At 53.1% G+C, this 13,768-nt stretch carries 9 protein-coding genes and 1 pseudogene; 6 read left to right on the forward strand and 4 right to left on the reverse strand.

What is annotated here, in order from left to right; all coding sequences use genetic code 11:
- Nucleotides 1-606 precede the first annotated feature (606 nt).
- From LDH74_RS24210 to LDH74_RS24225, 4 genes are all read left to right on the forward strand, one after another.
- Complete coding sequence (locus tag LDH74_RS24210; RefSeq protein ID WP_226043006.1) at nucleotides 607-2,313, forward strand: cation:proton antiporter; 1,707 nt, start codon at nucleotides 607-609, stop codon at nucleotides 2,311-2,313.
- Nucleotides 2,306-3,955 (forward strand): cation:proton antiporter, encoded by a 1,650-nt coding sequence (locus tag LDH74_RS24215; protein WP_226043007.1) that lies wholly within the window; start codon nucleotides 2,306-2,308, stop codon nucleotides 3,953-3,955. The genes LDH74_RS24210 and LDH74_RS24215 overlap by 8 nt, the downstream gene beginning before the upstream one ends.
- Nucleotides 3,956-4,069: 114 nt before the next feature.
- Nucleotides 4,070-4,954 carry a universal stress protein gene (locus LDH74_RS24220; protein ID WP_226043008.1) on the forward strand — a complete coding sequence of 295 codons (885 nt, stop codon included), beginning with the start codon at nucleotides 4,070-4,072 and terminating at the stop codon, nucleotides 4,952-4,954.
- An 89-nt stretch (nucleotides 4,955-5,043) separates the two neighbouring features.
- A complete protein-coding gene (locus LDH74_RS24225; RefSeq protein ID WP_226043009.1) occupies nucleotides 5,044-6,186 on the forward strand; it encodes a mechanosensitive ion channel family protein in 1,143 nt (380 codons plus the stop codon).
- A 314-nt stretch (nucleotides 6,187-6,500) separates the two neighbouring features.
- Here LDH74_RS24225 and LDH74_RS24230 read toward each other — a convergent pair whose 3' ends face one another.
- On the reverse strand, nucleotides 6,501-7,061 hold the full coding sequence (locus tag LDH74_RS24230; protein WP_226043010.1) for a diadenylate cyclase: 561 nt from the start codon (nucleotides 7,059-7,061) through the stop codon (nucleotides 6,501-6,503).
- Between the two features lie 161 nt (nucleotides 7,062-7,222).
- Nucleotides 7,223-7,390, reverse strand: coding sequence for a DUF1931 domain-containing protein (locus LDH74_RS24235; RefSeq protein WP_226043011.1), 168 nt, complete (start codon nucleotides 7,388-7,390; stop codon nucleotides 7,223-7,225).
- Between the two features lie 413 nt (nucleotides 7,391-7,803).
- Between LDH74_RS24235 and LDH74_RS24240 the strand changes: the two genes are divergently transcribed.
- Nucleotides 7,804-9,054, forward strand: coding sequence for a magnesium transporter (locus LDH74_RS24240; RefSeq protein WP_226043012.1), 1,251 nt, complete (start codon nucleotides 7,804-7,806; stop codon nucleotides 9,052-9,054).
- Between the two features lie 349 nt (nucleotides 9,055-9,403).
- Here LDH74_RS24240 and LDH74_RS24245 read toward each other — a convergent pair whose 3' ends face one another.
- Together LDH74_RS24245 and LDH74_RS24250 are read right to left on the reverse strand one after the other, a co-directional pair.
- Complete coding sequence (locus LDH74_RS24245) at nucleotides 9,404-10,771, reverse strand: hypothetical protein (protein ID WP_226043013.1); 1,368 nt, start codon at nucleotides 10,769-10,771, stop codon at nucleotides 9,404-9,406.
- Nucleotides 10,772-10,910: 139 nt separating this feature from the next.
- A pseudogene (locus LDH74_RS24250) lies at nucleotides 10,911-11,274 on the reverse strand (SLC13 family permease); the annotation flags it as partial.
- Nucleotides 11,275-12,234: 960 nt separating this feature from the next.
- Between LDH74_RS24250 and LDH74_RS24255 the strand changes: the two are divergent.
- Nucleotides 12,235-13,542, forward strand: a complete 1,308-nt coding sequence (locus LDH74_RS24255; protein WP_226043014.1) for a site-specific integrase — start codon at nucleotides 12,235-12,237, stop codon at nucleotides 13,540-13,542.
- Nucleotides 13,543-13,768: the final 226 nt, after the last annotated feature.

Here is a 13,768-nt window from a genome sequence, read left to right on the forward strand (position 1 = left end):
TAGAGTTGGTATTGGGGCTACCTTTTACCGCTGAGCACCGTACACCGATGTATGGTATTGAAACGGCCTCGGCTTCGGCAACCGGCAGGATTTGCGGATATCTTCCCGGTACTTCTCGCCTATGTTCTCTTTGTCGGAATACTCACGGAAATCTCTGATAGCACGGTCAGCAGATTCGTGTTGGCTATTTCCTCGGTGATCATCTTTAGCTGGATGATGTGGTCAACTTCCCAACTGCTTGAGGTAGAAGACGAAAGCAGGGGAGATCATTAATAAATAGGATAAGGAATGGAATGAAAACCTTGGTGACTCCATACACTATATATTTTCAAGCTGAACTATTCCCCAAACACCAAACAGGAGAAGGACAACGATCACACCGACACCTGAAAATATGATTTGTCCTACAGAAATCCAGACGCTCAGTTCTGCCAAGAACCCACAAAGGCCGATGAGTCCAAGACGAATGGCCCAGTACCGCGGTGGTCTTCCCATAGGTAGCATCTCTTCTCCACGATAACAATAAGAGTACACACGGAACAGCAAGCAGGTGATTCCTTCGTCAAAATCAGTATGCTCATGGAGTTCGCGAAGAACCTACGGTGTGTGATTGGACTCCTCCAGACAAGCTCCCTGCCGTTTGCGACGGACTTTGCGATAATTATCATCACCGCGGTCCTTCTGAGCTATCTGGCTCGGTTAACCGGTCAACCGACAATCGTCGCCTACATTTTTACCGGCCTAGTCCTCGGTCCAGTCTTCCTCGATGTCGTTACACAATCAGAACTTGTTGTACTAATGAGTGAGCTCGGTCTCGGGTTCTTGCTTTTTCTCATCGGGATGAAAATGCGGATCGACGACATCCGCGAGATTTTACGTCCGATTGTCAATATTGCTATCTGGCAGACAGTCCTCCAGACAGCACTCGCCTTCGTCGTCGCATACGTGCTCGGATTCACACTCCTAGAGACCACAATCATCGCTCTTGCGACTGTCTTCGGGGCGACCCCAATCATTGTAAAATTACTGTCAGATAAAGATGAACTGGCGACGCTCCCCGGCAAGATTGACGTCGGCGTCCTCATCATTCAGGACATATATCTCGTCATTCTCTTGGCGGTGCTGAGCGCCGAATCGCTCTCAAATCCACAGGAAATCGCCGTCAGTATCGGAACAATACTCATACTAATGACGGGGATCGGTATCGTATCCTATCTTTCCGCTCGGTACTTGCTCCCGACGCTCTTCCGAGCCGTAGCCGATGACCGGCGAGCATTTTTCATCGTCGGTATCGCATGGGCGTTCGTCTTCATCATTGGAACCGAGCAACTGAACCTTTCACTCGAAGTCGGTGCTTTTCTGGCCGGTTTGAGCCTCGCACAGGTACCATATACGAGCGAACTCACCGAGCGTATCCGGCCGATCACCGATTTTTTCATGGTCGTGTTCTTCACGAGTATCGGCCTCCAGCTGGCCGCGGACAACCTCCTTGCCTACTGGGTTGAGGCGCTGATCGCGTCGGCTAGCCTGATGGTCGGAAACTTTCTGATTATCTTTTATTTAATCGACCGGGAGCAATTCACTCCAGAAACCTCGTTCATCGGCAGCCTCAATATGGCGCAGGTCAGCGAGTTCTCGCTCGTCGTCGGTGCACTCGCCGTTACACGAGGATTCATCGACGAATCAATTTTGGGCTACCTCAGTCTGATGGCAATCGTGACCATGAGTCTCTCTACTTACCTCATCAACTACAACTACGAGATATACGACCGCGTTAAACCCTACCTCGCTCGGTTCGAAAGTGAGAAAAAGCGAGACGTCGATCTCCATGTCTATCGAGATCACGCCGTCGTCGTCGGGTACGACGAGATTATTCGTGCCGCGTTACCGTTACTCCAGGAGAACTTCAGGGATGTCGTCGTCGTCGATCGGAATCCAACCCATGCAGAGATCCATCAGTCCGCTGATTACGAGTATATATACGGCGATTTCAAACACGGTGAAATCCGCAGCGGTGCCGGACTCAAGCGAGCCGCGTTCGTGTTGAGTTCAACAGTCGAACCGGATATCAATCGAATCCTCCTCAATGAGGTTGGGGACGAGACGGTCGTCTTCGCCGAGGCCGAGTCAACAGAAGACGCAGCTGACCTGTACGACCGCGGTGCCCAATACGTCATCCTCAGTACCGCCCTCACGAGCGAAAAGCTGGTCGACCACCTGCGTCGGTATTTCAACGAACCGGAGGAGTTCTGGTCGGTGGTAGACAGCGACATTGGCCACCTCCACTGGATCCGAGGTGAGTACGATGGTTGAGCTCCTGACGCCCCTCGCCGCGATCTTCATTGTCGCTGCCATTTTCCTCGTGTTTGCAACGCGACTGGGGATTCCCGCAGTGCCAATCTACATCATCGTCGGAGTGATACTGGCGCCGTTTATCCCGCAAGGGACCACCCTTGAGCTCGCACAATGGGGAGTCGCATTCCTCGTGTTTACCTTCGGTGTTGAAGTCGAACCAGGGCGGTTCCGGGCCGTTGCACGGGACAGCGAGCACGTCGCTGCCCTACAAGTCCTGCTGATCGGAAGTCTCGTATTCGGTCTAGGACTCGTATTCGAACTCGACACGCTGAACGCAATCTACTTCGCGAGTGCAGCTGCACTCAGTTCCTCACTCGTCGGACGAGAACTCGCCGTACATGACATTCGTCGAAATCTCATTCAGGGACGCCTCATCTCGTCGATTCATTTCGCACAGGACCTGTTCGCAGTCGTGCTCATCCTCGTTTTGAGCGCGGACCTCTTCACTCCTGATGGTATCGCGCTCAAACTTGGTTACGGCGTTGTCATTCTCCTCGTTGCGGCGCTCGTTCGAGTGTACCTCTTCGATATTCTTGTCTCACTATCGGGAGAATCCGACGAGCTCATCATTTTGACCGGAGTCGCTCTCCTCCTCGGATTCATCAGCCTCGCGGAGCTAACCGGCATCTCGATCGTCGTCGGGGCATTCGCCGCCGGGTTGGCGATCACACGGGAGTTCCCGGACAAATTGGCGTTCGAAGCCGGCCTTGAGTCGTTCGATGATTTCTTCGCTGCCGTCTTCTTTGTCACCGTCGGCAGTCTGATCACGGTTCCCACACCGCGTGCACTGTTGTTCGCGGGGGTTCTATTGTTCGTAATCGTCGTACTCAAGCCTCTGGTGACGATCTACGCGCTTCTCTATCAGGGATACGAAACCAGAACAGCATCATTGACGAGCTTCGGGCTCGACCAAGTGAGCGAGTTCGCACTCATCATCGCGATCCAGGCGTTGATCCTAGAGCGGATTCAACCAGACGTCTTCGAGGCGATCATCCTCGTTGCAGCACTCACGATGATCACGTCAACCGCGACTCGCCAGTACAGCGAGCCACTATACCGAGTGCTGATGCGGGTTCTCCCGCTTGAATCGACACACTCCAAGCTGAATAGTCGAAGTTCCGTCGACTCATCCCTGAAAGACCACGTCATTATCGTCGGATACGGCCGACTCGGAACGCTTGCTGCGCAGACGTGTGAAGATGAAGATCAACCCGTTATCGTGGTCGAACACGATCCGGACCGGCACGAATTGGCTACAACCCACGAGAATCACATCTTCGGCGATGCAGTTAGCAGCGAAACTTGGGAGCGAGCGAACGCCGATGAAGCGCAATTGATTCTCTCGACAGTATCCGACCGACAGGTCTCTAGCCAAATTCTCGGGTTAAAGACGGAGGCGGATGTGATCCTTCGATCGGACCGCGTCGATGAAGCAGGAGAAATGCTGGAAGCTGGTGCAGATTACGTTATCGTTCCCGACTTCCTTGCCTCAGAACAGCTCCTGGAAAAGATCCGAATGGTACTCACCGAAGACGCGTCGCTCGAAGAGTTGCGATCACGGAACAAACGCCGCTTACACGAGGACCTAGAATTTCGATAGTGATGGGCCGTACATTGAAGTCGAATCAATCCGACACCACTGTAAACTCGTTCACTCCGATTACATATCGTTCGGGCCGAACTCCTAAATCCGGTGTGGAACATTCAATACATAATGACTAATCAGACCACGCGGGGCTCGATTCTCGTCCCGATAGCGAATCCAGAGACGGCTGACCAACTCATCTCGACAGCTGCAGATATCGCGACTGATACCGGGCGTCCACTCGAACTACTGACGGTGATCAGAGTTCCCGAACAGGTACCGCTTTCTGAAGGTGAGCGACTCGTCGACGATGAGCGTGAGGTTCTCGACTATGCTGCTGATATCGTCAACGATCAGGCTATCGAGGTAACGAGCCGCATTCGATTTGCTCGCTCGATAGCGAGCGGAATCCTCAGCATAGCAGAGGAAGAAGACATTGAAACAATTCTTATGGGATGGCGAGGGCGTCCACGTCGACGGGACATCATCTTAGGATCCCATCTCGATCAAGTGCTCCGAAAAGCACCGTGTGACGTACTCGTTAAACGAATGGACGGCGACGAGGAGCTACAGCGAATTCTACTTCCCGTCGCTGGAGGTCCGAACACCGAATTGGCAGCAACCGTAGCAGGCTCCCTCGCTCGCGTTCACGATGCGGAGGTCCATGTCATCGTCGTCAATTCACCCAACGAGACAGCAACAGCACGTGATAAGAAACAAACGATGTTAGCGCGTGTTATCGCCGGATTCACTGGTGTTCCAGTGATTACTCAGGAAATTGTGGAGAGCGACTCTGTTGGTGATACAATAGTCAATCAATCTGAGGACGTAGATCTCGTTGTTCTCGGGGCGACTTCTGAAGACCTCTTCGGTCGTTCTGTTATCGGATCACTTCCAGAACAGGTGGGGCGACAATCAGCTAGCTCGGTGCTGATGGTTAAAGAGCACCGAAATCTCCCCTCCCGCCTGGTACGGCTCACCTCACGCCTCCGACGCGAAATACTTCGTTTCTAACGTTGGCGGAAATCGGAAGCCCGAAATGAGTTCGAGAGCCACTCACTACACACTTATATTCGGAATCAACTATGGACAGTACATTGACAATGGTCGACATTTCCCACAGCCCAGAATTTCTACTCCAAACCGCTAGCGATATCCCTCTCAGCGATCGGCCGTGGTTACTCGTCATCGCTATCCTCGTCATCTCGTACCTTCTCTCACGGCTTATCGAGTGGAGCGGGCAGAAATTCCTAGACCAATCTGACCACTGGCCCGACAACTCGATCAACCGCGCTTTTTTCCAGGAGATACACATGCCCCTGTACATTTCGGTGGCTCTCGGTGGAATTTATCTTAGTCTAAGCATTCTCGGGGTCGTCGAATCGAGTTACTTTCTCGTCGGCACCATCCTATCGGTACTCGTCGTGCTGTGGATGCGAGCAGCAAAACGCTTCGGGGGACAGTGGATCGAGACCGTGAATGCGACTGAGAGTGACTATGAATTTTCGCCAATCTTCAAGAACTTCTGGACGATCCTCATCATACTCGGAATTGGAATCAGCCTTCTCGTTATTTGGGAGATTGATATTACCCCGTTTCTCGCTTCGGCAGGGATCATCGGGATTATCCTCGGGTTGGCTGCACAGGAAGCTATCGGTAATTTGATCGGCGGCGTTTCGTTATATTTCGACGATACCTATAAAACCGGAGATGTAATCATCTTGGAGAACGGCCAGCGAGGGACAGTCACTGACATCGGTATCCGAAGTACGACGGTCCTCACACGCGACAATATTCTGGTTACAGTCCCGAACGCGGTGTTGAACTCCGCATCGGTCGTTAACGAGTCAGCACCACAACGACGAAAGCGAATCCGTGTTCCAATCACAGCCGCATATGGAACGGACTACCGAGATGTCGAAGAGATTCTCCTTGGGGTCTGCGACGAAATACAACTTATCCTTGACTCACCCTCTCCGCGGGTGATGTTCCGCGAATTTGGCGATTCTGCGCTCGTCTTCGAACTCTGGGCCTTTGTTGCCCATCCATTTAGCGAACAGCGAGCGATTGACCAGATTAATCGACTAGTCTATGACGAATTCGACGACGCAGATATCGTTATCCCCTTCCCGCAACGGGAAATCAGCTTCCTCGATTCGGAACAAGAAGCCCCTCCGCAACAACCGGTGGAACGAGTATACGATGAGGAGGGGACAAAACCACCCACAGATGAATCAAGCAACTAAGTAAAACTTCGTCCTCAACGTTCGTCCACGGGGTTCTTCGAACTTATTAATATCGGTCAATTTTCTCCCCATATGAAGTGTAACCGCTGTGAATCAGACGAAGAGGCATGTATGGACGTCCAGTTCCAGAGTGTGGCGAAAATTATCACATATCTGTGTCAAAGTTGTGCCTGCTCGATGACTGCCGATCCGGATATCCTCGAAGTTAAACCCTCTTCCGGCCCATAGTCCCCGCTGAATTTCTACTCCTACTATTTTCAAGGAGAAGTATGTATCATCCCGCCTTGACATCCATTGTAGGCGGAGAGTTTCGATCACTGCCATTCTTGAAAGATTTCGTCACGAGGTGTCATTGAGTACTTCCCATCGTCAAATACCGTTACGCGCCCTGTTTCAGCGCTAAGGGTGATTGTGGTAACAACGTCCGGCCGTGCAGACGTGTCAGCTGCACTCATATGCCGTGACCCCATCCAATCGGCATACTGAATGCGAGATTCATCTGACTGATTTGGATCAGATGAATAATCATGGAATCGGACCATCTGCTCCTGGATGATCCCGTCCACACTGATAACTACAGCTCCATCACGAGTGCGAGCGACCTCAGTCGTTGCTTCATAGAAACGATCGACATCATCAAGAACATCACGGGAAGTAGAGACTGGCCATCGATTCGCGCCCATTGGATCAGCGTGGTTTCGCACCGTGTGACCAGAGACGATGGCAAAGTAGAGCCCAGGGCCAGTGACATACGGTTCCCCCCAAGACTCGAAAGCTAAACTAATATCCTCGATGCAGAACTTAAGGATGTCAACCAGCTTCTTTACACGTTCATGGGACTGATAATCGATATCCAACGACTCGATAGTAGGCATGCTTATTTGTCGTAGGGTTACTCATAAATATCGCCCGTTACATCCGATGACTCCCATATATTACGGTTTTCATCATCCAATTTTGACTAGTGACTCTCAGTCATGGGATTGTACAGGACCTATTGGGAACTCGAGAGAAGTCGGAGGGATTTTGAGGAAGACTACAGGTCGCGAGGCTGGACCGTCTTTCGATCGTTTGATTCGGCACGCTCGGCGGCGTCGTCGAGGAGTTCGGTGACCTCCACGTTGAGGGCATCGTAGAAATCGGCCGAGACGTTGTGGTCCGAGAGTGCATCCTTCACAGCTGCTTTGACGATTAGGTCAGACATTCCATCGCGGAGTTCTCTTGTCCACCATATAAAGGTTCGAGTTTCTCACGCAGAATTTCAACCAGGTACTGACGAGATATATTCTGAACACCAGCTTGATATCCGCTCAGTCGCGGAGTCTCGCGACTGCCTGACCGACATTGCGGATGTGTTCACTCCGCTCAATATCTAATTCCTCAGCGAGGTAGTCAGCCGTCTCTTCGAGGTTCATACTTCGAAAAAGGCCACTTGACGGTGATACACATTGCACGCATCAACTCGGAGACGTACGCAGAGATCGAAGCGGAAATCGACGAGGAGAGTTTGACGGCTATCAGATGCTCGGCCTCCGATAGATAGGTGATGGCGAAGAAGCGGAGTGACTGTCTCGAGAGTGACGAAACCCCTTTCAGGTCGACAGATTCGTGATAGATATGGACGAATCATTGATAGACCTCCAACAGACGATTGCGAATTCGCCGACGCCGGCATCGGAGTTCCAGCAGCTTTCACGCAGTCGGCAACGGGATGTATTCTTTCAGCTTCCCGAGACACTCCAGCAGACTCTCGTCGAGGACATGAGTCGAGAGCAGGTACAACAATTCGTCCGCCGACTCGATCCCGACGAGGTCGCAGACGTCCTCGGATTAACCGACAGAGAAAGTCGAGAGGATATCCTCCGGCAACTTGACAAGGATCGTCGGGAAAAAGCCGCGTTTCTGCTCGAGTTCAGCCCCGAAAGCGCCGGCGGGTTGATGCACCTCGATTACGTCACTGTCGACATCGATCGGAGCCTCGAGGATATTGCGCATCGCGTCCAGCGACACGAAGAACGGACCGGGCGGTTCCCGACCATCTTCGTCACGAACGACGAGGAGGGGTTAGTCGGTGAGTTACCGGGGCAAACGCTGGCGATGACTGGTCCGGATTCGGTCGATCTCCGGGAACACATTCATGAAACGCCGGCGGTGGCAGTTGACAGTCCTGATACCGATGTTATCGAGGTGTTCCGAGAGAATCCCGAGAGCACAGTTGCTGTGCTCGATGACGATAAGAATATCTTCGGCGTCATTTACGCCGAGGACCTGCTTCGCCTGATCGAAGAAGAGGCCGGCGAGACGCTCTACGAGTTCACGGGCGTCCGAGAGGAAGAGAGTATCTTGGACGGGCCGTTCTCGAAGGTGCGCTATCGGTACAAGTGGCTCATCATCAACCTTGGGACAGCCTTTCTCGCCGCCGGTGCAGTCGGATTCTTCGAGGACACCATTGCAACGTTCACGCTGCTGGCAGTCTACATGCCGGTCGTCGCCGGGATGGGAGGCAACGCCGGCACGCAATCGATGGCCGTAACCGTACGCGGGCTCGCGTTCGGCCAGATTTCGCTGTCGACTGGGGGTCGGGCCGTGATCAACGAGATTATCGCTGGTGGCGTGAACGGGGCAATTACTGGTGTGCTCGTCGCAGTCATCGCCACGGTGTTCAATCAGAGTCCACTATTGGGCCTCGTTCTCGGCGTCTCGATGGTGCTGAATCTCGTCATCGCCGGGTTCTTCGGGACGATTATCCCACTTGTGCTGGACCATATTGACAAGGATCCGGCGACATCGGCGACGATATTTATCACGACTGCGACTGACGTCCTCGGGTTCTTCATCTTCCTCGGACTGGCCCAGTCCGTGCTCTGAGACCGAACTGCTTTCGAGGGCGAACAACAAACAGAATTACAGCAAATCTCAGCGTGGCGATCCGGCAAGTACGACGAACTCGGCAACGATTGGATGCACAAACGACCGAGAACTTCGATCAGTATCGACCTGAGTGCGAGATAATTCTCGAAGAAATCGCTGATCTCACGGGTGATCCCGTGTTCGACGAGTTCAAACAGTGGATGGTCGAGACGACAAAGGAGCGCAAAAAGCTACCGACCCCTGCAGCGGTTCGAACGCAGGCTCGCCAAATTTGTAAAAACCGTAATGTAGCTGTGCCTCGACAGTCCCCACTTCGCGGGTAACCGGCTGGCTACTGCGGTAGCAATTAGGATTCAGCGTCATCATCGCTGGTGAAGTCACTGAGGGCCGCCAGGTCGTCGTTGATGTCGGCCCCGGAACTCTCTCCGGGGAGGATGTCACCGAGCGCGGCCCCGAAGGACGCGACGGTCCAGACGACGCTGATCCGAGCCAGCGCCACGACAGGATCTTCCCAGTTGTCGACGCGTCCCCACATCGTCATGAGCGCCGCTGCAGTCAGAAACGACACGAGTGCAGTCCCGACCAGTCGTCGGGGGATGAAGCCGAAGATAGGTCGTGACATCTGCACGTCCTGCGGTCCTGCCCAGTATACGAGCGCCAAAATCATTAGCAGGACGAACATAGCGTTGATGAGGAAGTAGATTGGGAATAGGCCGACCTGAAAGGAGAGGAAAAAGTCCGCGATGTCGAAGACGCCGTCCTCGACCAAGAACGGAATCGAGAAGAAGATACTACCCACGAACCCCTCAGCGATGTCCCGCGTGGTATACTTTTGAATTCTATCACTGACCACGTCATTGAGCGTCGCCTTAATCGTCTCCTCCCTGATTCGATTTATTTCGATTCGGTCCGCGGAGTCATCAACGACTGCTTCGAGGTCGTCGAACTGTTCGTGAAGTGCCTCTACGAGGCCACCATCACTCAAGTTCTGAACCGTGTCCTGCTGTTCAGCAGGAGCGAGACCGATGGTACGTACATCTTCCTGTCGGGTCTCATCCTGTGTAGTCTCACTTTGAGCAACGACAACAGGTGCAGGATCACTATCCGCAAGAATATCACCGAGTGCTGCTCCGAGCGATCCGACGGTCCAGATAACGTTGATTCGGGCAATCGCCTCGATCGGTGATGCCCACCCATCGACGCGCCCCCAAACCGTCATCAGGAGTACAGCAACGAAAAACGAGACGGCCAGGGTCATGAACACGCGTATCGGGACGACCCCAAAGAGCGTCCGTGTCTCCTCTTTGTTTCGGCCAGTCCATTCGAGCAGCGCATAGGTCATAAATACGACAAACAGCGTATTCGCTATCAGAAACACTGGAACCCCGTGGCTGGTGAACTCGAAGAGGTAGTCGGCAATATCGAAGATTCCATCCTCGACGAGGAGCGGCGACGCAAAGATAACGCTCCCGACGAACGCTTCCGCGGCGTCACGCACATCGAGGTCCCGTACTCCTGAATCGATAAGCCCTCGCTCGTGGGCTTCCACCAATAACTGCTGGATGTCTCGCACTTCGTCGCGTGTTTCGGCGTCTGAAATGTCCGCCGTCAGGTCACTCAAGTCCGAAAAGAGATCCTCGACAGTAGATGGCGTCGCCTGTTCCTCGTCCTCTGAGGTGTTGGCGAGATCCTTCGCAGACGGGCCATCTGCCATTCCGTGTATCCGTTTGGATTCGCCGGGAAAATAGGTTCGTACTCGCTGTCGTCGTCCTGCTGTAAATCGACCGATTTCGAATCGGGCTACAGCCACATAGAGCCGTCACACCAACCGTCGTGACGACCGCGAGCAGGATCTACAGAGGTGCGCCGACCTTCAGGAAGTCGCTGAACCGGTAGCCACCAGGGCCGTATACCACCAAGTTCGTCTGGTAGCCGATGGGGATCATGAACGACGGTCCCGAGGCGAACATCACGACCAGCAAAACGAGAACTGGTTGGCCCCGAGTTATTGCGCAGCGTAAACAGCCACCGGAATCATCAAAACGATCGTCACCACCGGCGTGATGACGTTCGCAATGAGCCCGTCAGCAGCGACGTGAGCAACAGCACGCCGACCGGTGAGAGAACCACCTCAGCTAAAACGAGTCCCTTGACGATAACACCAGCCCCGCCGGTCGCTTTCATCGCCTGCCCCAGTGGGATTACGCCCGTAAGCAGGTCGTCGGAAACTCGCCAAAACCCGAGAACTGGATCTGACGGAGTTCACTGCTGTCGAGACTAAGTAATCAACCATCTTGAGGAGGTCATTTCCACACAATATCCATCACTACGCGAACGACGAATCGAAACGTTGAGAAAATCCTCTTGAGGTTCAGGCGAAGCTGGAATGCACTACAACGATGCGTCGTATCTCGTCAGAGAAGCGCACGAAGGAAACGTGCAGGGGGGATACCCCCCTGTGTCCGCATAATCTCCCGAAGAACAGTTGCCGGATATCGAAAGAAGAGGACCCTCACCCCCTACCACGTCCGCATAAATTCCTCGGAGATGTTTGAGACGACTCCTCGTCACTCCCCACCGCGTCTGCATAATTTGGACGCAAGAGCGTCAGACGTTCCAGCTCACGTCGCTTGTTCCACTAAGGTCGAAATCCTTGCATTCTTCGTAGAGAGACTCGATAGACTTCGCTCGTGTAATTGACACGGTCTACCGGGCTCACGTGAATTGTAAATATGTATCGTTGGACTACACTTAGAAGAGGTGCTGGGTATATCTCTAATAAGTTCATGTTTCTCAAGTAGCCAACTCACATCCAAAAATCTGGCATTAGAGAGTCGTTTTGGGTTTTAATAATATATCTTCCCCATGCCTCAGGCAAATACTCGCACACAAACATGAAAACACGCAATTTCAGAGATCACTTGCTCGACGGGGATTTGAAAATAATATAGCACTATACGGTTCATTACATTGGCGCATATTTCTGTTATGCTTACCATGGGTTTAGCAGACCAATTCAGTCTGCTAAACCCACAAACTGATAAGGAATCCGATTGAAACGCTGAACGACTCGAATATGCCACTCTTAGAATCGCCATACTGGGCCGTGACTAGGCTTCTAACCGAATTCTGCACCAATCCAATTTCAGACGATCAAGTCCCCCAGAGATCGCTACAATGAGTCGAACGGATGCCGAGCAGGAGGGCAAGACCGACGCTGAGCGGGTGCCATCATTCGATGGTGTCCGATGGACCTCGTGCTCGCTCGAGGACTTCATGGACCTGTACTGGGACGAGATTGCCCCCTGTCTCGAAGCAGAGGGTATTGATCCGAGAGACGAGAAGCCGACCCACCAGTGGTTTCGGGATCACGATGCGCGGTCATTCCTCGCGGCTCTCCGTCGGCATCACGACCGCCCATTCGGGGAGTTCTGGAACGAGGACCTCGAGCTCGGTGATGATGAAGAGGGCTACACATGGGCAACAACGGATGATGCAACAATCGACGCTCTTGAACAGTTCCTCAACCGGCGGAAATCACGATATAGCCTTGCGACGTCGTCCGTCGACACGCTCCGAACGCGACTGAATCTCTACGTCCGTGCTTATCAAGAGGCAAACGGGACAGATGACCTCCTTACACCGATTCAACGAGATCAAGAGAATCCAGACTACGTAGCCGTTGACGCGTGCTATGCAGCATTCGACTGGTTGAATGAGGGAACTAAACGCGAATACAGCGCCCAGACTCTCCAGCGTGTACGGCGCGTCGTCGACGCCTGGTATCAGCATCTGGTCGGTCGACGGGTCGCCTCGATGAACCCTGCGAGCGGCCTCTACGACGAATTCAAGTGGGAAGTCAAAGATTCACCCACTCCTTCGCTTTCAGCGAATCAGATTCGGAAACTGATGCAGGCGTCGGAGACAACGCGAGAACAGCTGCTCGTGGTGGCGTTGGCTGGCTGGGGACTTCGTGCGAGTGAGGTCGCCGCACTCCATGTATCGCAGTTCCACCGTGACGTTCCCGAAGACGACATCCCCTTCATCACGTTCGAGAGCCGCAAGAACGGGCCCGGTGAGGTGTCTCTCCTGTACGGAATGGACGTGCTCGACTCCCGAATCGACGAGCTAGCGGAAGACGATACGTGGACTGGATACCTGTTCCCCTCCTCTCAGGGAGAAACGCCGTACGTGACCCGAGATACAATCCGGAATTGGTTCCAAAATCTTGCCTTGGAAGCAGATCTCCCCGAGCGGATCGAGGGTGAACGACCAAGTCCACAGCTCTGTCGTCGATTCTGGTACGATACCTATACAGCAGTCCTCGAGGGCGTTCTCGAAGGTGTCGACGAAATCGCTGCAGAGCAAGGCAGTAGCGATCCTCAGGTAGTGATGCAAAATTACCTGTCTGACTCGCGTTCTCGTCGAACTCGACGAGAGTTCATGCGAGACCAACTTAACGCAGCCTTCAGAGAGAGAACGTAACATCAACCCATCTGTCAAGCCATTCTAGATGTCTGTCTTCGGTGGTGGTTAAATCAATGAGTCACAGAGTCACAGATTCAATGAAGTATTGACTTCTGGAAGTTATGAGTCAAAGAATCCATGATCCATAGTGTCATTTGCCACCGTGGAGAGAGTCGATTCATCAACTCATAGAATCATTGAGTCACTGAATCAGTGAGTACCTGAATCATTGAATAGAGGACTC

The sequence above is a fragment of the Natrinema sp. DC36 genome (genome assembly GCF_020405225.1).
GTDB lineage: Archaea > Halobacteriota > Halobacteria > Halobacteriales > Natrialbaceae > Natrinema.